The organism is Bacteroides helcogenes P 36-108, from assembly GCF_000186225.1.
Taxonomy (GTDB): domain Bacteria; phylum Bacteroidota; class Bacteroidia; order Bacteroidales; family Bacteroidaceae; genus Bacteroides; species Bacteroides helcogenes.
The window spans coordinates 3,593,636-3,617,413 of record NC_014933.1 but is presented as its reverse complement, the minus strand read 5'-3'; the positions used below and the strand labels follow the sequence as shown (position 1 = coordinate 3,617,413).

The following is a 23,778-nucleotide window of genomic DNA, read 5'->3' as shown; positions in this document are numbered from 1 at the left end:
GGATTGCTTTAGTATGCTGCCCCGAATTCTTTCAAGAAGCGCGTGTCATTCTCTGAAAAGAGACGTAGGTCGTTGACACGATATTTTAGATTGGCAATACGTTCTATACCCATTCCTAAGGCATACCCACTGTATATCTTGCTGTCTATGCCGTTTAATTCCAATACATTGGGGTCTATCATTCCACATCCTAATATTTCTACCCACCCCGTTCCTTTACAGAAGGGACACCCTTTTCCACCGCAGATATTGCAACTGATATCCATTTCTGCACTGGGTTCGGTGAAAGGAAAATAGGATGGACGTAAGCGGATTTTAGTATCATTGCCAAACATTTCTTGCGCAAAGAGTAGTAAGGCTTGTTTCAGATCGGTGAAAGATACATCCTTGTCCACATACAATGCTTCGACTTGATGAAAGAAAGCGTGTGCACGGTAGCTTATGGCTTCATTGCGGTAAACACGTCCCGGACAAAGAACACGGATAGGTGGCTGCGAAATTTCCATTACACGGCTTTGTACACTTGAAGTATGAGTACGCAGGATTATGTTGTGGGATACGTTTTCGCTACTGGTTTCGATGAAGAATGTATCTTGCATATCACGTGCCGGATGGTCTTCTGCAAAGTTCATGGAAGAGAAGACGTGCCAGTCATCTTCAATTTCCGGCCCCTCGGCAATGCTGAAACCAAGCCGGGCGAATATGTCGATAATTTCATTCTTTACGATTGTAAGTGGATGACGTGTACCAAGTTCTATCGGGTAAGCGGAGCGCGTCAAATCAATGTCGTCACATTTGTTATCCTGATTCTCGAACTGTTCTTTTAATGCGGTGATTTTTTCTTGTGCTTTATTTTTTAGTTCATTCAGCCGCATTCCCACCTCTTTCTTCTGTTCGGCGGCTACGTTGCGGAAGTCAGCCATGAGATCGTTGATGGCGCCCTTTTTACTGAGGTACTTGATGCGGAGTGCTTCTAACTCTTCGGTATTGGCGGCTTTCAGCGCTTCCACTTCTTGCAGGAGTTGATTGATTTTAGCTATCATATCATTTTATCTTAATTTATTTTCTAAGTTAAAAACGGTGCAAAGATACAATTTTCTTAAGATATTCGCTTCTTTGAAGGGAGTATAAATTTTTATCCTTACATTTTATGATCTGTTTTGGATTTTTTTCATATCTTATTAAGAACATGTTGTCGTTTTTAATGCATGGTTTTATTATCTTTGTCCCCCACTATTTAGAGATAGTATGGGGCTCTGTTTAAACCTTGTTGATGGAGCCAATATAAAGAAAGACTTAACATGCAGGAATTTTAGTATTTAAAAAGATAGTTTTTGTTAATGAGATTGAAAGCGTTTCTGCCTATTATGGTAATTACGGGTGTCCTGATGTGTGGACCCACCGTACTGTTGTATGCCGGACAATCCGATTTTGTTTCACCCGAGACGATGGGATGGTTCCGAAAGAAAAAGAAAAGTGAAGTTAGGGATAGTGTTCGGTCTAAGGACAGCTATGAGAAGTTGACAGGTGATGGGGCTATTGTTTGTAATGGCATGTTTAATGTTTACCGAAAAAAAAGCGACTTTTATTTTGAGGTTCCTACTCAATTGCTGGGGCGCGATATGCTTGTGGTAAATAAGTTGCAGCGCGTCCCTTCCGAATTGAATGAAGCAGGCGTAAACCGAGGCACGAATTATGAAAACCAAATGATTCGCTTTGAGCTGGATAAAGGGACTGGTAAATTGCTGGTACGTCAAAGTCGTCCCTTACCGTTGACACCGGATAAAGATGCTATACGTCAATCGGTACTTGATAATTATATTTCTCCATTGATTGCCGGTTTCAAGATAGAAGCATTTAATAAAGATTCCACTGCGGTGGTAGTTAAAGTTAATGATATTTATGATGGTACGGAGACAAGTATAAACAATGTATTTACGAATATCAATCTGGGGACTTCTGCTATTAAGAATCTGTCCCGTATTCTTTCCATAAAATCTTTCGAGAATAATGTTGTGGCAACCTCTGAGTTGACCACTAAAGTGACAGAAGGAACAACGACTGTATATGTAACGGTTGAAGTTACTTCTTCGTTGCTGTTGCTTCCTGAAAAACCCATGATGGGACGCTTGGATAGTCCGCGTGTAGGCTATTTTACCAATCCGTTGCTGAGTTTCAGTGACGGGCAGCAACGTGTGGATAAGAAGTCGTTTATCACCCGTTGGCGTCTTGAACCGAAAATAGAAGACAGAGAACGTTACCTTCGTGGAGAGTTGGTGGAGCCTGCCAAGCCGATTGTGTTTTATATTGAGAACTCCACTCCTCGCCGTTGGCGGAAATATATAATGCAGGGTATTGAAGACTGGCAAGTCGCTTTTGAGCGTGCGGGATTTAAGAATGCCATTATTGCAAAGGAATTGACGGATAGCATGAATGTGGATAAAGACGATGTGAATTATTCTGTATTGACTTATGCTGCTTCTACCAAAGCAAATGCGATGGGGCCTTCCATTCTTGACCCGCGTTCTGGTGAAATTCTGGAAGCAGACATTATGTGGTGGCATAATGTGCTGGGTATGCTTCAGGAGTGGATAACAGTGCAGACGGGGGTTGTACGTCCTGAGGCACGCAGTATAAAACTTTCGGATGAACTGATGGGTGATGCCATGCGTTTTGTGGCTTGTCATGAGGTGGGACATTCATTGGGATTACGTCATAACATGATTGCATCTTGGGCTTTTCCGACAGATTCTTTACGTTCCAGGACTTTTACGGACCGTATGAACAGTACTTCTTCTTCCATCATGGACTACGCCCGTTTCAACTATGTGGCACAACCGGGTGATGGGGTTACGGCTCTTTCTCCACATATCGGGCCATATGATTTGTTCGCCATAGAGTATGGTTACCGTTGGTATGGTAAAGAAACACCGGAAGCGGAGAAAGACTTGCTTGCCGATTTTCTGAATTGTCATACCGATCGTTTATATAAATACAGTGAAGCGCAGGATGTTCGTGATGCTGTTGACCCCCGTGCACAAATTGAAGATTTGGGTGATGACGCTATCCATTCTTCTTTATTGGGTATTGAGAACCTGAAACGTGTTGTTCCTCAAATTATCCGGTGGACGACAACCGGAGAAAAAGGGCAGACTTACGAGGAAGCTTCTCGCTTATATTATGCAGTGATCAATCAGTGGAATAATTACCTTTATCATGTACTCGCTAATATCGGTGGCATTTATTTAGAAAATACTACGGTAGGTGATGGACAAAAGACCTATATATTTGTAGAGAAAGAAAAGCAGCAGGCTGCGATGAAGTTTTTGCTCGATCAGGTGTTGACTTATCCAAAGTGGCTGTTTGATGCGGAAGTAGGGGAATATACTTATTTACTGCGCAACACTCCATTGGGTGTAGTAGAGAATGCACCGACACAAGTATTGAAGAATGCTCAGTCATATATTCTTTGGGATCTGTTATCCAATAATCGTCTGATGCGTATGTTGGAGAACGAATCGGTGAATGGCAAAAAAGCTTTTACGGTGGTTGAATTGATGGATGGTTTGCATCGCAGCATTTTTGCCACTACAGAGCATGGAATATTGCCCGATGTTATGACACGTGCTTTGCAAAAGAACTTTGTAGATGCACTTATTACTGCTGCTGCCGAGAGCGAAGGGGTGAAGATAAACAGGAAACTGATGAATTGTCATTTTTTATTGGATAATCAGATGCCTCTTTGCAGTTGTGATGAGCAGCATATGCACCGAATTTCTGACCGGATGGGAGCTCCCCGTGAGTTAAACTTCTATGGTTCGCAAATTAATCGTGTTTCTGATGCCATTTCTGTGAAGCGTGGCGAATTACTGCGTATCAAAGATTTGCTGCAGAGTCGTTTGGGAATATCGGATATAGCAACAAAGTATCATTATAAAGATTTGATTTTACGTATAAATACAGCTTTGGGGATTAAATGATAATTTAGTATAAAATCATCAAATTATCATTTGTCAGTATTCATTTCTATAAAGTATTAATTTAATTTTTTACTGTAACGCATGGAAAAACGTTTATTAATTATGTTTCTATGCCTTGTAGGCACTGTGTCTTCAGCCTTTGCTGTAAACAGGCAGATACAGGGTGTGGTAATATCTTCAGAGGATAATCTTCCGCTTATCGGTGCTTCCGTTTATATAAAGGCAGAGGACTTGACAAAAGCCGGAAGCACTCAGACAGCGATTGGAGTTATCACTAATGTAGATGGTCAGTTTTCTATCAACATTCCTCCGGGCGTGACTCGCTTTTTTTGTAGTTACGTAGGTTATGATGAACAAGAAATCAAGCTTGTTCCGGGAAAGGACCGATATGAGATAATCCTTCACACTTCTTCCCAAATGCTTGATGCAGTAGTTGTAACAGGTTATCAGACTGTGGAGCGTCGAAAATTGACGGCAGCCGTATCAAAGCTGAATATATCGGATGAAACCATTGGTGCGGTAAAAAGCATCGATCAGGCACTCGCCGGACAGATTGCCGGACTTTCTGTTACTTCGACCTCCGGTGCACCCGGCGCTCCGGCAAAGATACGTATCCGTGGCACGGCTTCATTGAATGGTACGCAAGATCCTTTGTGGGTATTGGACGGTATTCCATTGGATGGTACAGATATTCCTAAATTGGATGAGTTGAATGATGTGACTAATATGAAGCAGTCTTCGATAGCTGGATTGAATCCTGCCGACATCGAGAATATCACAATATTGAAAGATGCTGCCGCTACTGCTATCTATGGTGCTCGTGCTGCGAATGGTGTGATTGTGATCACTACAAAGAGAGGGAAGGTTGGTAAACCGGTTGTGAACTTTTCATCGAAATTTACTTATACCCCTACATTGAGCCTTGATAAATTGAATTTGCTGAATGCCACCGAAAAGGTTGGATTGGAGCTTGACATGATTCGTAATGACTATTCACCGAACAATCAAAAAGGGGGAGTTTGTAATATTCTTGCCAAGTATAATGAACTTTCTGCTTTCCAAGCGGGTGGTTGGGACGCTTTGAGCGTTGAAGCGCAGGCGGGTATCAACCGTTTGAAGGAAATCAATACAAATTGGGGTGATCTGCTGTTTCGTGATGCCTTCAGTCAGGAATATAACCTGAGCCTTTCCGGCGGTACGGAGAGGGTTACTTATTATACCTCTTTCGGTTATTTTAAAGAAGATGGAAATATAGACGGAGTCGGTATGAACCGTTTTAATGTTGTTGGCAAAACTTCTTATAAAGTGAACGGAATGCTGAAACTGGGTGCTTCTTTGTTTGCCAATCGGCGCAAAAATACCAATTATCTGACGGATAAGTATGGTATGTCTAATCCTGTATTCTATTCGCGTAAGGCTAATCCGTATTTTGAACTCTATGACAAGAATGGTAATTATAACTACGACTATGATATTCAGAATAATACAAGTACAGATCTGGGATTCAATATTTTTGAAGAACGTCAAAATACATCCAATGAAGGGCTTGTGAATTCTTTTTCATCTATATTTGATGCGGAACTGCGTTTCAACGACAAACTGAAACTCACTTCTCAATTTGGGTATCAGTTGGAGAAGACTTCCAGAAAGGAAATTGCTGATTGGGAAAGTTATGCAATGCGTTATTATTATAAAATGAGTGAATATGGCACAGGAGGTGAAACAAAACACTTTTTGCCTGAAGGAGGAATGCAGAAATCTTATGAAAACTCTAATTCGCAAATTACATGGAAGGCTATGGGGGAATATCGTGACAGTTTTAATGATATTCATGAATTGGAAGTAATGGTAGGTACAGAACTACGTAAGACTTGGTATGAAACATTGTTTTCTGCAGGATATGGGTTTGACCGTAAGACATTGACTACTAAGCCTGTTATTTTTCCGAATGAAAGTTATGCTGCTACTTTCCCACTTCATACTACGACTTATAAAGAAAATGCATACGTGTCTTTTTATTCTACGGCCTCTTATTCGCTGCTGAATCGATATACGATAGGAGGAAGTATCCGTTTTGATGGTTCTGATCTTTTCGGTGTGGATAAGAAGTATCGCTATCTTCCTTTATATTCTGTCAGTGGGTTATGGCGTTTGTCACAAGAGCCCTTTATGAAAGGGGTAAGATGGATAGATAATCTGGTATTTCGCGCTTCTTACGGTTTGCAAGGTAATATTGACAAGAATACCTCTCCATTCCTGTTGGGCACGTATAGAGTTGAAAGTATTTTGCCCGGTGTATCGGAAGATATGATTATAATCAATTCTGCGCCTAATAAAAAATTGCGTTGGGAAAAAACACAGTCTGTGAATACCGGTTTTGATTTTTCTGTATTGAATCAGGCTATCAATCTGAGTATGGATTATTATTACCGTAAAGGTAGTGATCTGATAGCTTTGCGTATGCTTCCGCTTGAAACAGGTTTTACATCTATGAATATAAATTGGGCAAGTATGGAAAATAAGGGCGTTGAGATTAGTTTGTCCACACGTAATGTGACGACAAAGAATTTCTCTTGGTACACTAATTTTAATTTTGCATATAATAATAATAAAGTATTGCAGGAGAATATTCCGGAGCAGCAGACTATTCCGGGACGCGAAGGCTACCCGGTAGGAGCTATTTTTGCCTTGAAAACTGCGGGGGTGGATGAGAAGACTGGAAATATGATGTTTTACAATCCGAAAGGAGAGAGAGTTACATTGAAGGAGCTATATCGCTTGAAGGATGAATGGGGGATAGGTATTGCTTCTTCTGACGTTACACCAGCCGAAGAAAGGACATTTTATTCTTATATCGGTAGTACAGATGCCCCTTATACAGGTGGTTTTATCAATACTTTTGGCTATAAGAATTGGGAATTGAGTGCTAATTTCTCTTTGACATTTGGTGGATATGTGCGTACTCAGCCTTCCTACGATATAATTAATCCAGATTATGGCAAGAACTATAACCGTGATGTCTTGCATCGTTGGACGCCGGAAAATCCGAAGGCCGAATTCCCAGCATTTATGACAAGTTCCGCTAATCCGGAAGAATACTCTTGGTATGATGCTAAGCCTATTTGGAAAATGCTGGATATTTGGGTAAAGAAGCTCAACTATGTTCGTTTACAGAATTTACGTATCGGTTACCGTATTCCGGAATTGCTGACCAAGCGTTTAGGCATGAATTCGGCTACGGTATCTGTTGAGGGGCGCAATCTGTTGGTGTTCGGTTCGGGATATAATAACTATATGGATCCGGAGTCAATGTATAATCCTTATGCAACTCCTGTGCCCAAGTCTGTTACATTTAGTTTGAGTTTGAATTTCTAATTTAAAAGGATAGAAATATAATGAAGAAGATAATAACTCTGATGATAGGCTGTGTGTGTTTGTTTGCGGCCTGTGACAATTACCTGGATATACAGCCTATTGGTAGTGTCATTCCGAATTCATTGGCTGAGTATAGGGCATTGCTTGTTCGCTCTTATAAGGATGTAAGTAATTTTGGTGACCGAGGTCTGGCTTGTTTTCGCTCTGACGAAATGCAGATCAGGGATGATGAATATGATCAGAACTATTATATGGATATAGAGTGTTGGAATGATCTTTCACCTAATTCATATACTGTGTCATTTGAGTGGGCAAAGTATTACAATGTTCTTTTTATAGCTAACCATGTTATAGAGAACAGGAATGATATTGGTGAGGGGACTGAAAAAGAAATCAGTCAGTTAGTGGGAGAAGCATATATGCTTCGTGCATATATGCATTTTTTGCTGGTGAATCTTTATGGGCAGCCTTATACAAAGCCGGGTGCTTTGAATACTAAATCCGTACCCTTGAAGTTGGATACAGACTTGGAAAAAGTGTTGAAATGTAATACGGTGAAAGAGGTTTATACTTCCATTCAGTCTGATATTGACGAAGCCCGTAAACTTATTACAGAGACTGAATGGGAACAAAAGTTCGTTTATCGTTTTAATATGGCCTCAGTAGAAGCGCTTCAATCTCGAGTGTCCCTTTATAAGGGAGAGTGGGAAGCTGCATGGGAGGCGGCAGAGATTGTGCTTGCCAAGAAAGCGGCTTTGGAAGATTTGAATGATGCCTCTGCCAATTTGCCCAACAGCTATAAATCCATTGAGAATATTACTGCACTGGAAATGCCTTTGAATAATTCGGTGAGTAAAGCTTCTTTGGCTGCTCCTTCTTTTCTTGCGCTTTACTCTGAAAGCGATCTTCGTATAGATAAATATTTTACATCTGCAGATGAAAATGGTTTCCGGAAGAATAGGAAGGCGGGTAATAACAATTATCTGTGTTCTTTCCGAGTTGGTGAAATGTATCTGACATCCGCTGAGGCTGCTGCCCGGATAGATAAATTGCCTCAGGCACGTGCCCGTTTGTTGGAATTAATGCAGAAACGCTATACTCCGGGAGCTTATTCGGTTAAAGTTGCCATTGTCAGTGGAATGAGTAAGGATGCTTTGTTGCAGGAAATATTGAATGAACGTGCTCGTGAACTGGCATTTGAGGGACATCGCTGGTTTGATTTAAGACGTACTACTCGTCCTCGGTTGGAGAAGGTACTTAGAGGCAAGACTTATATACTCGAAGCAAATGATGCTCGCTATACTCTTCCCATTCCGAAAGAGGCAATTGAGGCCAATCCTGGATTGCTGAATTAGCAATGACTATTAATCCTTTTTCCTTCTGAACCTCTGGATTTCTATAAAAAGATGGAGGGAGGAAGGATATTTATTATTTAAAACAAGAGAAGCTCTTTTAGTCTAATTTGAATTTTATATATAGCACAAGTTCCTGATTGGAATACCAATCAGGAACTTGTATTTCAGTGGAGCGTATCGGACTCGAACCGATCACCTTAACACTGCCAGTGTTACGCTCTAGCCAGATGAGCTAACGCCCCTTTTACAACGTTTGCGGGCCACTTTGTTTTTGATGGCGCAAATATAATGCATTATTCTGAAATAATTGCTATGTTTGCGAAACAAATTGAAAAAATGCGTTATGCTGATATATAATACAACTTATCATGTAGAAGAAGGACAGGAAAAATACTTCCTGGTGTGGATGCAGGAATATTATCTTCCTGAAGTAGCGAAGAACGGAACATTGACTGCTCCGCGTATCACCCGTATCTTGAGCCACATAGAAGAAGGTAGTATCTGTTTTTCCGTGCAGTTTGAAGTAGAAGACTCTGCCAAACTGCATCGCTGGCATCAGGAACAAGGTGTGAAACTGAACGAGGAACTGCTGAAAACTTTTAAAGACAAAGCTATTGGCTTTCCTACATTGATGGAGGTAATAGAGTGATACATCCGGTAAAGGAAAAAATCATTTTGGGCATTGATCCCGGTACTACCATTATGGGCTATGGAATTCTCCGCATAGTGGGAACAAAGCCTGAAATGATAGCAATGGGCATTATTGACCTCCGTAAGTTTGGCAACCATTATCTGAAGTTACGCCATATTCACGAACGGGTGTTGAGCATTATTGAAAGCTACTTGCCGGACGAACTTGCTATTGAAGCTCCATTTTTCGGGAAGAACGTACAATCCATGCTGAAGTTGGGGCGTGCACAAGGAGTAGCTATGGCAGTTGCTTTAAGCAGAGACATTCCTATTACCGAATATGCTCCCCTGAAAATAAAGATGGCGATTACCGGAAATGGTCAGGCGTCCAAAGAACAGGTGGCCGACATGCTACAGCGCATGCTTCGCTTTCCTAAAGAAGATATGCCGACCTTTATGGATGCCACCGATGGGCTTGCCGCCGCTTATTGCCATTATCTGCAAATGGGACGCCCTGCTGTAGAAAAAGGCTATCACGGCTGGAAGGACTTCATTGCTAAAAATCCGGATAAGGTGAAGAAATGATAAGATAAGAAGATAATAACATTAAATCTGAATTATATTTAATACTTAAAAATAGTATCATGAAATTGAATGAACTTGCCATTATTGGAGTTGCTGCGACAACAGTCGTAAGTTGTGCTCCTGCGAAGAAAGAATACACTTCGTATGAACTTTATCCCGTTCGTTCGGGCAGCTTGACGGAAATGGAATATACTCCTGCTGTTACACAATTTTCCTTGTGGTCACCTACAGCCGATGAAGTTCGTTTGATGTTGTTCGACGCAGGAGACGGCGGGCATGCATACGAAACTGTAAGTATGGAGCCGTCGGAAGATGGAACCTGGAAAGCTAAAGTCGAGAAAGACTTGAAAGGTAAATTCTACACATTCAATGTGAAGATCAATGATAAGTGGTTGGGAGATACTCCGGGTATCAATGCTAAAGCCGTAGGCGTGAATGGTAAGCGGGCAGCAATTCTTGATATGAAGTCCACCGATCCTGAAGGTTGGGCAAATGACAAGCGCCCCGCATTGGCTTCTCCGGCAGATGTTATCATCTACGAGATGCATCATCGTGATTTCTCTATCGACCCCTCATCGGGTATTAAGAATAAAGGTAAATTCCTGGCACTTACCGAGCAAGGTACAGTGAGCCTTGATAATTTATCTACGGGCATCGATCACCTGAAAGAGCTGGGCGTAACTCATGTTCATATTCTTCCTTCGTACGATTACGCTTCGGTGGATGAAACGAAACTCGATGAGAATAAATATAACTGGGGATATGATCCGCAGAATTATAATGTGCCCGATGGCTCGTACTCTACCGATCCTTATAAACCGGAAGTTCGTATCCGTGAGTTCAAGCAGATGGTGCAGGCTTTGCATAAGGCAGGTATCCGTGTCGTATTGGATGTAGTGTACAATCATACTTTCAACACAGCAGATAGCAACTTCGAACGTACCGTTCCCGGTTACTTCTATCGTCAGAAACCGGATGGCACTTATGCCGATGGTTCGGCTTGCGGTAATGAAACAGCCAGCAACCGTGCTATGATGCGCAAATACATGGTAGAGTCCGTACAGCATTGGATTAACGAATATCATATCGACGGCTTTCGTTTCGACTTGATGGGTATTCATGATATAGAAACGATGAACGAAATTCGCAAGGCTGCAACGGCTATCGATCCTACTATCTTTATATATGGTGAAGGTTGGGCGGCTCAGGCTCCGCAGATGTCACAAGACTCTTTGGCAATGAAAGCCAATACATATAAAATGCCGGGTATCGCTGCTTTCTCCGATGAAATGCGTGATGCTTTGCGTGGTCCGTTTAATGACAATCATCAGGGTGCTTTCCTTGCAGGACTTCCCGGTGGAGAGGCAAGCATCAAGTTTGGTATTGTAGGAGCTATCAAGCATCCGCAAGTAGACAATGATTCGGTAAATTATAGCAAGGCTCCATGGGCTGAACAACCCACGCAGATGATCAGTTACGTATCTTGCCATGACGATATGTGCTTGGTAGACAGATTGAAATCAAGTATTCCGGGCATTACTCCTGAAGAATTGTCTAAACTGGACAAACTGGCACAAACGGCTGTCTTTACTTCACAAGGTATACCGTTTATCTATGCCGGCGAAGAAGTGATGCGTGATAAGAAGGGCGTACACAACAGCTTCGAGAGCCCCGATTCTATCAATGCCATAAACTGGAAAGGCAAGATGGAACATGCCGATGTCTTTGCCTATTATAAAGGTTTGATACAGCTTCGTAAGAATCATCCCGCTTTCCGTATGGGGAATGCCGACTTAGTACGTAAACATCTTGAATTCCTGCCCGTTGATGGTAGCAATGTGGTGGCCTACCGACTGAAAAACCATGCAGGTGGCGATGTGTGGGAAGACATTGTAGTGATTCTCAACGCCCGCAAGGAGTATGCCAAGGTATCTCTGCCTGAAGGCAAATATACGGTGGTGTGCAAGGATGGTTTCATTAACCAGCAAGGTTTGGGCACACTTTATGGTGGCGAGGTAGGTGTTCCGGCACAGTCGGCGCTGATTGTGGTGAGGTGAAGCAATGCTTTGTCCCCTGTCTTCCGAAAACTCTGAGACACTCAGTGTGATAGGGAGATTACAATATAGCGGGAGGGAATATAGTGAGACCCTTTAAAAGCCTATTAATACACTGTTAAAAGCCTTTTAATGGTGTATTAATAGGCTTTTAATGTGACCCCACTTGCAGACCCATCCCTACTACGTTTATAGGTATCCCGTTTCGCTGTCATATCCAACGTCCCTTCCCTTGCTTTTTGTAGATTCCTCCTAAATGCAAGAACCCTGTCAAGGTTTGCCGACCATTATCCGGAATGTGCATTTGTCGGCTCCGCCCAAAACCGTACCGACCATTTCGACGGAAATGTTCCTCATCGGAAACAATTCGTGTAGGATGTACAAGATGCTCTGCCTTGAACATTCACAATGTGCTTGGGAGGTTGCGAAGCCCATGTCGTGCATAAAGCACAAGCATCTTGGATAGCCCATTTCGTAAATGTGTCCCTTTTCTACAACCTTCTGAAAGGAGTATTCCGAATTCTCCTTCTCGGAGAAGAACAAGTCCATGTCTCCCCCGCAGTTTTCGTATCTGTTTCTGAGAAAGGGTAATACGGTATTGCTGACGCAATGGATGGCGCATTTCCTGAACACATGACCCTGTTGCTCTGCGGGCAACGTGGCAATCTGTTGCTCAAGGTTGCTATAAAAGCTTCTTGCCTGATTAAGATTTTCTTCGTTCATGGTGGTATGATTTGAATGATTGTTGATTGTATCATATTTCTTGCTTAGGAGACACAAAGATAGTCATTTGTACAACCGATGAACAGAAAAGGAGTGAAAATGTATCTGCCCTATGGAATAATTCCGTAGCTTTGTCTCGCAATTCAAACTGTATTATTACAAGATGTACGAACAACAATATACAATTTGCCTTTGTGGAGGCATAGCACGCAATTCCCAAATACAACTGGCAACTCCTGCCAACCTTGATATTCTGAATGGCGAACACCTCGCCATCGTAGGTCCTAACGGATCTGGAAAAAGTCTTTTCATCGACTTGCTGACCGGTAAATACCCTCTGCGTGAAGGAACGATTAGTTATGATTTCACTCCTTCACTCACCACTACCGCCTACGACAATATCAAGTATATTGCTTTCCGTGATACCTACGGCTCTGCCGATGGCAGCTATTATTACCAACAACGCTGGAACCAGACGGAGCAGGATGATGTGCCCTTGGTGCGTGACCTGTTGGGTAAATCCGAAAATAGGACCGGAGGCGGAACCGATGCCGGGTGTGAAGCCTTGAAGCGTCGGCTATTCGACCTTTTTCGCATAGAGCCGATGCTTGACAAGAAAATCATTTTGCTTTCCAGTGGTGAACTCCGCAAGTTTCAACTGGTCAAGACGCTGCTCACCTCTCCCCGCATCCTGATTATGGACAACCCTTTCATCGGACTGGATGCCGTCACACGTAAACTGCTGTTCGGTCTGCTTGATGAACTTTCACGCATGGAGTCCCTGCAAATCATTCTTGTTCTCTCCATGATGGATGATATTCCCTCGTTCATTACCCATGTAGTGCCTGTTGCAGACATGAGGGTAGGAGAGAAGATGGAGCGTGAAACCTATTTGACTGCCTTTCGCATCCGCAACGAATCTCTTATCCGTGAAGAATTTGCCTCAATGGAGGCATTGCGGCAACGTATCCTTGACCTGCCGTATGATAACATCAATTATACCTCCGCTGAGGTGGTGAAACTGAACAAAGTCAGCATCTGCTATGACGACCGCATCATCCTGAAAGAATTGGACTGGACCGTGATGCGTGGCGAGAAGTGGGCATTGAGTGGCGAGAACGGTGCGGGAAAGTCCACCCTTCTTAGTCTGGTCTGTGCCGACAACCCTCAGGCTTATGCCTGCGACATCAGCCTCTTCGGGCGTAAGAGGGGGTCGGGTGAGAGCATCTGGGAGATAAAAAAACACATCGGCTACGTCAGCCCTGAGATGCACCGTGCCTATCTGAAGAACCTGCCTGCCATAGAAATAGTAGCTTCAGGCCTGCACGATAGCGTTGGGCTGTATAAGCGTCCTCGTGAGGAACAGATGGCTGTTTGCGAGTGGTGGATGGACATCTTCGGCATTGCAGAGTTGAGGGACAAGCCTTTCCTCCAACTCTCCAGCGGAGAACAGCGATTGGCGTTGCTGGCACGCGCTTTTGTCAAAGACCCCGAACTGCTAATTCTCGATGAGCCGCTTCATGGACTGGATACTTACAACCGCCGCCGGGTGAAGAAGATTATAGAAGCCTTCTGTCATAGGAAGGACAAGACGATGATTATGGTGACCCACTACGAGAACGAACTGCCTGATACCATCAGCAACCGCCTGCACCTGATACGTAACCGATAATCCGTAGAAACCATGAAGCCAGGAGTATGTCATATCTTGTTTATCTTTCTCTTGCTGACTTCTTGCAATGATCGGCATGAGCAAGCTGTAATGCCTGTGGCTGATTCTGCCCGTGTCTTCAGATTTTTTTACCAAAAAGCATGGGTGGCACATTCATCGGACAGCATATTGCGTTATGCTGATTTGGCAGGCTGTTACCTCTCGTCAGAGGAGCAGCGTGCACACCTATATTATAATGTGGCTTCCCGTTGCATGGAAGTTGGTGATACGGTACAGGCTTTGTCCTGTTACAGAAAAGCAGGATTCGGGGCTGATACTTGGATACAAGAACGGATTTGCTTGAGTGTGGCAGCGATATATGCCCGTGCGGGAAATTATCTTCGGGCGGTTCGTTGCCTGGATTCTATCCGTAGCAGTCGAATATCCCGTTCGGTTGTTCCTTACTATTGTCTGGCGAAGGGAAACGTGTTTGTGGCAATGGGTGCTTCTGACTCGGCGCTGCATTATTACGAAATAGCGGCCCGTTCTCTTAACCGTTTTGTGGCGGGAGAAGCTTTGCATCGTTTGGGTCTCTTGTACGCTTTGCGTGGTGAAGATAGTTTGGCTTACGGTGTGGCACTGGATGCAGATAAACTGTTACAGGCTGAGATACAGAAAGTGGAATCTGATGAGAGTCGCGAAAACTATGAAAAAGAAAAGATGAAGAATGAACTGAACTCCTTGAAGATAGCCAAGCAACAGCAGGAAATCATGCTTCTGTCGTTGGGGATGTCTTTCATTGTCATTGGCTTTATCTTTTATTTTTGGTGGCAGAGACGCAAAAGGCGGACGAACAATTTGCTACTGTGTGAACAGGCACTCCGGCTGGAACAGGCGCAGCAGTTACTGGAGCAGGCAGAGGAGTTGACCTCCCTGCGCGAAAAAGAATCGCAATTGCGTGAGTCTTTATTTCGTCGCATGAAATCATTTCATAAGATACCCTCTTTGGAGGAGCAGGCAGAGGAAGACTCTGACGAGGCGGTGAAGGATGGTAAACGCATTGCTCTGTCATCCGAAGAATGGGCAGATATACGCCAGACAGTGGACAAGAGTTATGATGATTTTACCGGGCGTTTGCGCAAGGAATTCCCTTTGTTGACGGACAAGGATATCAACTTCTGCTGCTTGGTGAAAATTGGCGTCAGCATTAAAGATCTTTCGGATATATATTGTATCAGCCGTCCGTCTGTAAGTCGCAAGAAGCAACGGGTAAAGCGGGAGAAGTTTGGATTGACCGCTGAGGATGAGACACTGGATGCTTTTCTGCGGAGATTTTAGAATTGTCTATTGCACTTGTCTATATGTATGCTCTTGTTTATATACTTTTATAATTGATTAATAGGTGGATAACTATTTTATGATACTTTCGTATTGTCTATGGAAAAGTTTGTGATAATGCCTGTATCGCATTACTTTTGCCATATATTTTTAAACTAAAAGAGTATGAAAAACAAGAAATTGACGGCAGTTTATTCCTTATTATTAGTAGGAATGGCTTTATGTGGTTGTAATAATGCAAGCAAGCGGGCGAGTGACGGTCTGGCGGAACAACCGGTGGTAGGTTCGGTAAAAGTGGTGGATGGCGATTCCCTATGGGTATGCGATTTTTCCGCTTTGAAAGATACGGTAATGCTACCGTTGAGTATGTTTACCGAAGATTTGCAGATTGTGAAACTGGATGGCAGAGATGAGGCTTTAACCCCAACGGGAAATGCAGTGGTTTCGGAACATCATATTTTGGTCTATGGTAAGCAGCAAACTCCTTTTAAACTCTTTGACAAGACAGGCAAATTTCTTTGCAACGTCGGTTCTTTCGGGCAGGGACCGGGAGAATATCAGTTGATATATGATGCACAAATAGATGAGGAGTCAGATCGCATCTATCTGTTACCTTGGAATGCCAGGGCATTGCTTGCCTATGATATGCGGGGGCAATTCGTGCAGGGTATTCCCTTGCCTACTTTAGTGCCGAAAGGAGTGTTTAAGGCTGATACAAAAGATTCACTTTTATCCGTATTTCTTCTGCCCTTCAATACATTGCCTTATGTGGCATGGACACAGAACTTCATTGGCGAAGTGAAAGACACGATTTCTGCACGTCATCTTGCACTCCAGCCAGATTTCAGCAACGAAGTGGTGAGCAATAAGAACAGTAATGCTTTTGACGTCTCTCTGTTCGTTTTCTTTGAAAGGCGTCCTGATACGCTCTATCATTTCAGTAATGGGCGACTTGCTGCACATTTCACAATGGATTTTGCGGGTAAGGAGATTCCTATTCATGATTTCCAGGAGTTGCCAAATCACTTTTTGGGTAACATGAGCATAGCAAAAACAGCTTTCGGAGAACTCGTATGGAACGGAAGAACCAGCGGACTATGTAATGGACAAACATACGCTGAAGGGGGCTTTTTATAAGATTCATAATGACTTTTTGGGAAACATGCCGATTTCTTGGTTCCCTTCCTACTGTAAAAACGGGTATTATGTGAATAACCTTGATCCCTCTGCTTTAAAAGAAAACTTGGGAAAATATCTGTCGGAAAACAAGGAAATGCCGGTCAAAGAGCGTGAACGGTTGCAGAAATTGGCAGATGGCATTCAAGAGAATGACAACAACTATATATTATACGCCAAACTGAAATAAAAGGGATTATAAGAGACCATGGTGTAGTATAAATCGTTATATTTGTGCGTTAACCCATTAAAAATATTTATACCATGAAGTTTTTTATTGATACAGCCAATTTGGATCAGATTCGGGAAGCCTATGACATGGGCGTGCTTGATGGAGTGACTACCAATCCTTCATTGATGGCAAAGGAGGGAATTAAAGGCGTAGGAAACCAGTACAGACATTATGTGGATATCTGCAACATCGTGCAGGGAGATGTTAGCGCCGAGGTCATTGCTACCGACTACGAGGGTATGATTGAGGAAGGTGAAAAACTGGCAGCCTTGAATCCGCATATCGTGGTGAAAATACCTTGTATTGCCGATGGCATTAAGTCTATCAGATACTTTTCGGAAAAGGGTATCCGTACCAACTGTACGTTGGTGTTCTCGGTAGGGCAGGCATTGCTTGCCGCCAAGGCCGGTGCAACGTATGTTTCCCCATTTGTAGGTCGGCTTGATGACATCAGTGAAGACGGCATTGCGTTGTTGGGTAAAATCGTAGAAATGTACCGTTATTATGAGTATGCCACTCAGGTGCTTGCCGCTTCTATCCGCCATACGGCGCACATCATCCAGTGCATAGAGGTGGGTGCGGATGTGGCTACTTGTCCGCTTTCAGCCATTAAAGGTTTACTCAATCATCCGTTGACAGAAAGTGGGCTGAAGAAGTTCCTTGAAGACTATAAGCGTGTGAACGGCTGATCCTGAATATCCTATAAGTCTATCTTTCACTGTATTTCTTACCTGATAATGGTGGAAATTAGAATAAAAAGATTTATTTTTGTACCTCATATTATTAAGACTAAGATACTGATGAGAGAGAGGCTTATAGGATTTATCAAAACATACTGTTTGTTCATCTGCATTTTTATATTGCAGAAACCTTTGTTCATGTTGTATTATTATTCGTTTTATGGGAATTGTTCGTATGCAGACTGGTTCAGTGTAATATGGCATGGATTGCCGTTGGATTTGTCTTTGGCCGGTTATCTGACCGTCATTCCCGGTTTTCTTTTCGTAACTTCGGTATGGACACTTTCCACAGTCCTTCATCGCATCTGGTGCGGCTACTATCTTGTCATTTCTATTTTGCTTTCCATAGTCTTTATTGTTGATTTAGGACTGTATGCATATTGGGGTTTCCGGTTGGATACCACACCGCTGTTCTATTTCTTTTCTTCTCCTAAAGATGCGGTTGCCAGTGTTAGTTTTTGGACGGTTTTGGGAGGTATTGCTGCGATGGCTGTTTATGCAGTGCTTCTTTACAGTATCTTTTATAATGTTCTGTTGCGGAAGAAATGCTTGTTACGGATGAAACTTCCCTATCGGCGTCTTACAGTGTCCGGGCTACTGTTGTTATTTACAGGCTTGCTGTTTATCCCTATCCGTGGTGGTTTTACGGTATCTACCATGAATGTAGGCAAAGTATATTTCAGTCCTGACCAACGGTTGAACCATGCTGCCATCAATCCGGTATTCAGTCTGATGGAGTCTCTTTCCAAGCAGAAGGATTTCAGCAAGCAATACCGTTTTATGGAGGCGGCTGAGGCCGATCGTATCTTTAAGACGTTGCTTGATCCGGAAGTCTTAGGAGCACAGACTGGAACTCCGGATTCCTTGCGGCAGGCAGCAGACTCACTGCATTCTTTGTTCACTACCCGGCGTCCGGATATACTTTTTATCATTATGGAGAGCTTTTCTTCCAAGTTGATGGCTACCTTAGGTGGAGAGCCGAATGTTGCTGTTCATCTGGACAGTCTGAGCTGTGAAGGCGTGCTATTTACGAACTTCTATGCCAACAGTTTCCGTACAGACCGTGGATTGGTGGCTATTTTGAGTGGCTATCCTGCACAGCCCACTACCAGTATCATGAAATATCCGCGAAAGACACAGTCCATTCCTGCCATTGCCTCCAGTTTGAGAAAAGTTGGTTATGAGACCAAATACTATTATGGCGGTGACGCCGACTTTACCAATATGCGTTCTTATCTGATGTCATCGGGATTTGAAGACATAGTGGCTGACCGGGATTTTCCTGCTGCCGAACGTTTGAGTAAATGGGGAGTGCATGACCATCTTGTTTTTAAGCGTCTGTTGGGGGATTTGAAGAATGAGGCTGCCGGAAAGGATGTACATCATCCCTCTTTTCGTGTATTGCAGACCAGTAGCAGCCATGAACCTTTTGAAGTTCCATTCCATCGTTTGGAGAATAAAAGTTTGAATGCCTTTGCTTATACGGACAGTTGCATCGGTGATTTTGTGAAGCAGTTCCGTAAGTTGCCACAGTGGAAAAATACCGTTGTCGTTCTTGTGCCCGACCATTTGGGAGCTTATCCTGAAGATATCAGTAATTTGACGGTAGAACGCTATCAGATACCTTTACTCTTGTTGGGTGGGGCTATCTGTAAGCCCGGCCGTGTGAAAGTGTATGGATCTCAACATGATATGGCCGCTACATTGTTGGCACAATTGGAGTTGCCTCATGGAGAGTTCACTTTTAGTAAGGATATGCTTAATCCCAATTCACCTCATTTCGCTTTCTTTACCGTGCCTGACGCTTTCGGTATGGTGACGAAAGATAACCGTGTGATATTCGATTGCCAGGCAGGTAGTGTTGTAATGGATGAAGGAATGGTGAAAGGAAAGAATCTTCCGTCAGGAAAAGCCTATCTGCAAAAATTATATGATGATATAGATAAACGATAAATATGATACTATTAACGGATGCCCTCCAAGGGCTTGTCAATGCGGACACTGATGTATTCTTTTTCTTCAACGGGGTGCACAATGAGTTTTTTGATTACTTTATGAGCGCATTTAGTGGTAAGTGGGAATGGATTCCATTGTATGTGGCTCTTGCCTATGTGATGTTCGCTAATTTCTCATGGAAGAAGGCTTTGTTGTGTCTTGTCGGTGTGGCACTCACCATTACTTTTGCCGACCAAGTTTGCGCCACACTGATACGTCCGTACGTTGCGCGTCTTCGTCCGGCCAATTTGGACAATCCCATTTCGGATATGGTGCATATAGTGAACAATTATCGGGGAGGGCGTTATAGTTTCCCTTCATGTCATTCGGCCAATACGTTCGGTCTGGCGTTTTATATCTTTTTCGTATTCCGCAATCGGTGGCTTACATCTTTTATGATGATATGGGCATTGATTACTTGTTACTCGCGTATATATCTTGGTGTTCATTATCCGGGAGATCTTTTGGCGGGAGCTATCATTGGCTTGGCAGGTGCATATCTGATGTATCGTCTGTTTGTTAAGGCAAGTGGTTATAAGCGTCCTGAACATACCATCCGTGCCGATATACCCATTTGGATGGGAGTGCTGACAATAGTGGGAATGCTGGTCTATGCAACTGTGCAATAAAAGATTGCCATTTGGGAGCCGTGAAATCATAGAATAGAAAAGCTTGAAAACATCTGCATAGCTTTACTGTATTTATATCGAACGTTATTTGTGAACTCTCCCGGCAGTGAATCAGAGCATGGATTTGATTGTTAACCAGCTTGAGCCTACTGCCTATACCCGTTCAGATTTATTTCTTTTCCTGCAATAATGAATGGAAAGAGTATGAACGCATCCAATCCGATATTCTTGACCATTTATTGGTAATGGTGCAGAAGTTTGATTTGAAATTATATCAATATCCCGGTTTAATAGATTAGCCGAAACTCTGTCCATACGGGCAGATGATCGCTATATCCTGCTTGGTATTTCATTCCATAATAAGTGCGGAAAGGTTGCTTGCCTCCATATTTCTTGTCTTCTGTCAACAGAAAAGGACGTTGGAATACATCTGCTTTTGCTTCACTGGTATAAAGAGGGTAATTGGGGTCCAGTAGATTACCCGAAACGATGATATGGTCCAGCAATCCCCATTCTCCCCGGTATTTGTAACTTCCGAAATCTTTTTGGCAAATGGCCTTGTTTGCCAATAAATGATAGAGCTTTCGGGGATGTAAAGTGCCGGAGGCGGGTGGCGGAACTTCCGCTTGCAGTATTTGCCGTATAGACTTGTCGGTGGGATAATCATTGAAGTCTCCTAAAATTAGGATTTGTGCATGTTGTCGTATCCGGTAAAGGCTGTCTGCTGCAGCTTTTAATCTTTTTGCAGCAGTTATCCGATAAATTTCGGATTCTTTTGCTCCACCTGATCTGGATGGAAAATGGACTGCAAATACATCTAAAGTATCTTTATTCAATAATAATCCGCAGACATGAAGAATATCTCTTGTAGGGCGACTATCGTTTTGAGGTTTGGCTACCAAAAGGCTTTGAGAAGAAAGTAATTTGAAACAATTGCGTTGATACAGTAACGCTACATCTATTCCTCGCTCATCGGAAGATTGTGTCATCACATAGCGATAGCCGGATTCTCTTAAAACGGAGTATTGTGTCAGGTCACGCATCACACTGTCATTTTCTATTTCGCACATAGCAACGAGTGCCGGTGGAGTCCATTCTCCTGCAGCAACAATAACACGGGCTATGTTATCCAGTTTCTTCCTGTATTTTGCGTAATTCCAGTGTCGTACGGCATCAGGTAGAAATTCATAATCGTTTTTCAAGCTGTCGTGTTTACAGTCAAAAAGATTTTCCACGTTATAGGACATAACACGGAAAGTAAGTGTATCCTTTTTCTCTTGCCCGTACAGATAGATGTACGGGCAGAAGAAAAGGAATGTGAGCAATATCCTATTTAGTCGGGACATGTTTCAGTATATCCAGCAAGTGATTCCAGAATTTCTCAACGGTGGGAATCAGCATCCGTTCATCGGGAGAGTGCACACCGTGCAGGGTGGGACCGAAGGAAATCATATCCAATGAGGGATATTTGTCGAGAAATAAACCACATTCCAAACCTGCATGAATGGCTTTTACTTTGGCTTCTACTCCAAAAAGCCGTTTGTAAGATTCGGTGGCAATTTCCAGAATTTCCGAATGCGGGTTGGGTTTCCAGCCGGGATATCCGTCACCGAATGAAACTTCGGCTCCAGCCATTTCAAATACTGTACGCACCATATTGGCAATGTCTTGTTTGGAAGAGGTCGTAGAACTGCGTTGACTGGTTTCAATTCGGATTACATGGTTTGGCTTCATTTTGATGGAAGCCAGGTTTGTAGAAGTTTCCACCAGTCCCGGAATGTCCTGGCTCATGGCAAACACCCCATGAGGAACTGCGTAGATAGCTTGTAGTAAACGTTTGGTAGTATCTTTATCGATTGCTTTCTGATGGGATGTTTCTGATTCCAGAATAAATTTTAAATCAGGCTCAACCACTGCATTCTCGGCTTCTGCTTCTGCGGCAAAGACATTGAGGTCGGTACGCAAAGCATGCTTGTCAGCTTCCGGAACAGCGATGATTGCATGTGCTTCACGGGCTATGGCATTGCGCAGATTGCCACCATCTATTTCACAAAGATACATGTCATATTTTTTGAGAGTCTGACTCAGGAAGCGGTTCAATAGTTTATTGGCATTGCCGCGTCCCAAATGGATGTCTCCACCGGAATGACCACCCTTCAGCCCTTTTACCTGTACTTTGCAGAAGAAGTAACCTGCAGGTATTTCTACCTCTTTATAAGTAAATTCTGCCACAGAGTCTATGCCACCTGCACAGCCGATGAACAGTTCTCCTTCGTCTTCTGAGTCGAGGTTCAGTAAGATGTCTCCATTCATGAAACCTTCTTTCAGTGCAAAAGCTCCGGTCAGTCCGGTTTCTTCGTCTATGGTAAACAGACATTCTATCGGTCCGTGCTCAATGCTGTCATCGGCAAGAATAGCCAGTTCAGTTGCTACACCGATACCATTATCAGCACCGAGGGTAGTACCTTTTGCTTTCAACCATTCACCGTCTATTTCCGTTTCTATGGGATCGGTGAGGAAGTCATGTTTCACATCATTGTTTTTTTCGCATACCATATCCACATGCGATTGAAGTATAACGGTTTTACGGTTCTCCATGCCTGGAGTAGCAGGTTTCTTTATTAAGACATTACCTACTTCATCAGTCAAGGTTTTCAACTTATGCTTTTCTCCGAACGCTTTTAGATAAGCGATAATCTTTTCTTCCTTTTTGGAAGGACGTGGCACTTGGCAAATTTCTTCAAAGAAATGAAATACGCCGGCTGGTTTTAAATTTTTCTTTTCCATAATTTATAATTTCTGATACTGTACCCAATTTGTACAAGTTTATTTTGTTTTCAAATCACAGTTTATTAACCTCTTATCATTAAAGATAGTTAAATGAGTTGACTATTTTATTCCCCTTTCTTTTTTTTAGAGTAAAAAAGATGAGTTAGTCCGATCAAAGCCCTATATTTGCACCCACAAAAATAGTGTAAGCTAAGAGTAAAAGCAAAATTAATCATTACTTTTGCGGGGATGCAATCTATTTTCGTGTAACAAAATTAATGGAAATGCTCGATACTGTATTGATAACTTTGTTAATAGTTGCTATTTGCATAGTTTTATTAGGTGTGAAAGTCTTTTTTGTGAAAGGCGGCAAGTTTCCCAATGGTCATGTCAGTGGTAATAAGGCAATGCGTGATAGGGGTATCGGGTGCGTGCAGTCACAAGATCGGGAAGCTCAACGTAAGTCTCGTTTTTCTATTGATGAACAGGACAGAACCTTAAACGATAGTATGAACTAATTATATTAAAAAACAATATTTTATCAAA

General features: G+C 42.8%; 18 protein-coding genes, 1 tRNA gene and 1 pseudogene. 15 read left to right on the top strand and 5 right to left on the bottom strand.

The window, feature by feature from the left end:
* Positions 1–8 precede the first annotated feature (8 nt).
* Positions 9–1,043 (bottom strand): phenylalanine--tRNA ligase subunit alpha, encoded by a 1,035-nt coding sequence (gene pheS / locus BACHE_RS15040; RefSeq protein WP_013548568.1) that lies wholly within the window; start codon positions 1,041–1,043, stop codon positions 9–11.
* 297 nt (positions 1,044–1,340) lie between these two features.
* On the opposite strand from pheS, the gene BACHE_RS15035 reads away from it, so the two are divergent.
* The 3 genes from BACHE_RS15035 (at position 1,341) to BACHE_RS15025 (ending at position 8,710) form a co-directional block, all read left to right on the top strand.
* Positions 1,341–3,980: a zinc-dependent metalloprotease gene (locus tag BACHE_RS15035; RefSeq protein WP_013548566.1), complete on the top strand. Its 2,640-nt coding sequence runs from the start codon at positions 1,341–1,343 to the stop codon at positions 3,978–3,980.
* A gap of 81 nt (positions 3,981–4,061) precedes the next feature.
* Positions 4,062–7,355 carry a SusC/RagA family TonB-linked outer membrane protein gene (locus tag BACHE_RS15030; RefSeq protein WP_041579480.1) on the top strand — a complete coding sequence of 1,098 codons (3,294 nt, stop codon included), beginning with the start codon at positions 4,062–4,064 and terminating at the stop codon, positions 7,353–7,355.
* A 20-nt stretch (positions 7,356–7,375) separates the two neighbouring features.
* Positions 7,376–8,710, top strand: coding sequence for a RagB/SusD family nutrient uptake outer membrane protein (locus BACHE_RS15025; protein WP_013548564.1), 1,335 nt, complete (start codon positions 7,376–7,378; stop codon positions 8,708–8,710).
* A gap of 168 nt (positions 8,711–8,878) precedes the next feature.
* On the opposite strand, the gene BACHE_RS15020 is transcribed toward BACHE_RS15025, so the two are convergent.
* Positions 8,879–8,952 (bottom strand) — tRNA-Ala (locus BACHE_RS15020).
* A gap of 101 nt (positions 8,953–9,053) precedes the next feature.
* On the opposite strand from BACHE_RS15020, the gene BACHE_RS15015 reads away from it, so the two are divergent.
* From BACHE_RS15015 to pulA, 3 genes are read left to right on the top strand one after another with little or no spacing between them, the layout of a single operon-like run.
* Positions 9,054–9,359 (top strand): DUF4286 family protein, encoded by a 306-nt coding sequence (locus tag BACHE_RS15015; protein ID WP_013548563.1) that lies wholly within the window; start codon positions 9,054–9,056, stop codon positions 9,357–9,359.
* Positions 9,356–9,925: a crossover junction endodeoxyribonuclease RuvC gene (gene ruvC, locus BACHE_RS15010; protein WP_013548562.1), complete on the top strand. Its 570-nt coding sequence runs from the start codon at positions 9,356–9,358 to the stop codon at positions 9,923–9,925. Before BACHE_RS15015 ends, ruvC begins: the two co-directional genes overlap by 4 nt.
* A gap of 59 nt (positions 9,926–9,984) precedes the next feature.
* The gene (pulA, locus tag BACHE_RS15005) at positions 9,985–11,982 is read left to right on the top strand and encodes a type I pullulanase (protein ID WP_013548561.1); all 1,998 of its coding nucleotides are present in this window, start codon (positions 9,985–9,987) and stop codon (positions 11,980–11,982) included.
* A gap of 267 nt (positions 11,983–12,249) precedes the next feature.
* Here pulA and BACHE_RS15000 read toward each other — a convergent pair whose 3' ends face one another.
* Positions 12,250–12,702, bottom strand: coding sequence for a hypothetical protein (locus BACHE_RS15000; RefSeq protein ID WP_013548560.1), 453 nt, complete (start codon positions 12,700–12,702; stop codon positions 12,250–12,252).
* A 163-nt stretch (positions 12,703–12,865) separates the two neighbouring features.
* Between BACHE_RS15000 and BACHE_RS14995 the strand changes: the two genes are divergently transcribed.
* The 8 genes and pseudogenes from BACHE_RS14995 to BACHE_RS17890 form a co-directional block, all read left to right on the top strand.
* Positions 12,866–14,374, top strand: coding sequence for an ATP-binding cassette domain-containing protein (locus tag BACHE_RS14995; RefSeq protein ID WP_013548559.1), 1,509 nt, complete (start codon positions 12,866–12,868; stop codon positions 14,372–14,374).
* A 12-nt stretch (positions 14,375–14,386) separates the two neighbouring features.
* Positions 14,387–15,691 (top strand): RodZ family helix-turn-helix domain-containing protein, encoded by a 1,305-nt coding sequence (locus tag BACHE_RS14990; RefSeq protein ID WP_013548558.1) that lies wholly within the window; start codon positions 14,387–14,389, stop codon positions 15,689–15,691.
* A 165-nt stretch (positions 15,692–15,856) separates the two neighbouring features.
* The gene (locus BACHE_RS14985; RefSeq protein ID WP_245530902.1) at positions 15,857–16,828 is read left to right on the top strand and encodes a 6-bladed beta-propeller; all 972 of its coding nucleotides are present in this window, start codon (positions 15,857–15,859) and stop codon (positions 16,826–16,828) included.
* Positions 16,829–16,898: 70 nt separating this feature from the next.
* Positions 16,899–17,057 carry a hypothetical protein gene (locus BACHE_RS17895; protein WP_245530901.1) on the top strand — a complete coding sequence of 53 codons (159 nt, stop codon included), beginning with the start codon at positions 16,899–16,901 and terminating at the stop codon, positions 17,055–17,057.
* Between the two features lie 74 nt (positions 17,058–17,131).
* Positions 17,132–17,788, top strand: coding sequence for a fructose-6-phosphate aldolase (gene fsa, locus BACHE_RS14980; protein ID WP_013548557.1), 657 nt, complete (start codon positions 17,132–17,134; stop codon positions 17,786–17,788).
* Positions 17,789–17,899: 111 nt separating this feature from the next.
* Positions 17,900–19,792, top strand: coding sequence for an LTA synthase family protein (locus BACHE_RS14975; RefSeq protein WP_013548556.1), 1,893 nt, complete (start codon positions 17,900–17,902; stop codon positions 19,790–19,792).
* A gap of 2 nt (positions 19,793–19,794) precedes the next feature.
* The gene (locus BACHE_RS14970) at positions 19,795–20,463 is read left to right on the top strand and encodes a phosphatase PAP2 family protein (protein ID WP_013548555.1); all 669 of its coding nucleotides are present in this window, start codon (positions 19,795–19,797) and stop codon (positions 20,461–20,463) included.
* Positions 20,464–20,524: 61 nt separating this feature from the next.
* A pseudogene (locus BACHE_RS17890) lies at positions 20,525–20,762 on the top strand (mechanosensitive ion channel family protein); the annotation flags it as partial.
* Here BACHE_RS17890 and BACHE_RS14965 read toward each other — a convergent pair.
* Complete coding sequence (locus BACHE_RS14965; protein WP_041579478.1) at positions 20,751–21,809, bottom strand: endonuclease/exonuclease/phosphatase family protein; 1,059 nt, start codon at positions 21,807–21,809, stop codon at positions 20,751–20,753. The pseudogene BACHE_RS17890 and the gene BACHE_RS14965 sit on opposite strands and share 12 nt — an antisense overlap.
* Positions 21,793–23,250: an aminoacyl-histidine dipeptidase gene (locus BACHE_RS14960; RefSeq protein ID WP_013548553.1), complete on the bottom strand. Its 1,458-nt coding sequence runs from the start codon at positions 23,248–23,250 to the stop codon at positions 21,793–21,795. Before BACHE_RS14960 ends, BACHE_RS14965 begins: the two co-directional genes overlap by 17 nt.
* Before the next feature lie 266 nt (positions 23,251–23,516).
* Between BACHE_RS14960 and BACHE_RS14955 the strand changes: the two genes are divergently transcribed.
* A complete protein-coding gene (locus tag BACHE_RS14955; protein ID WP_013548552.1) occupies positions 23,517–23,750 on the top strand; it encodes a hypothetical protein in 234 nt (77 codons plus the stop codon).
* Positions 23,751–23,778: the final 28 nt, after the last annotated feature.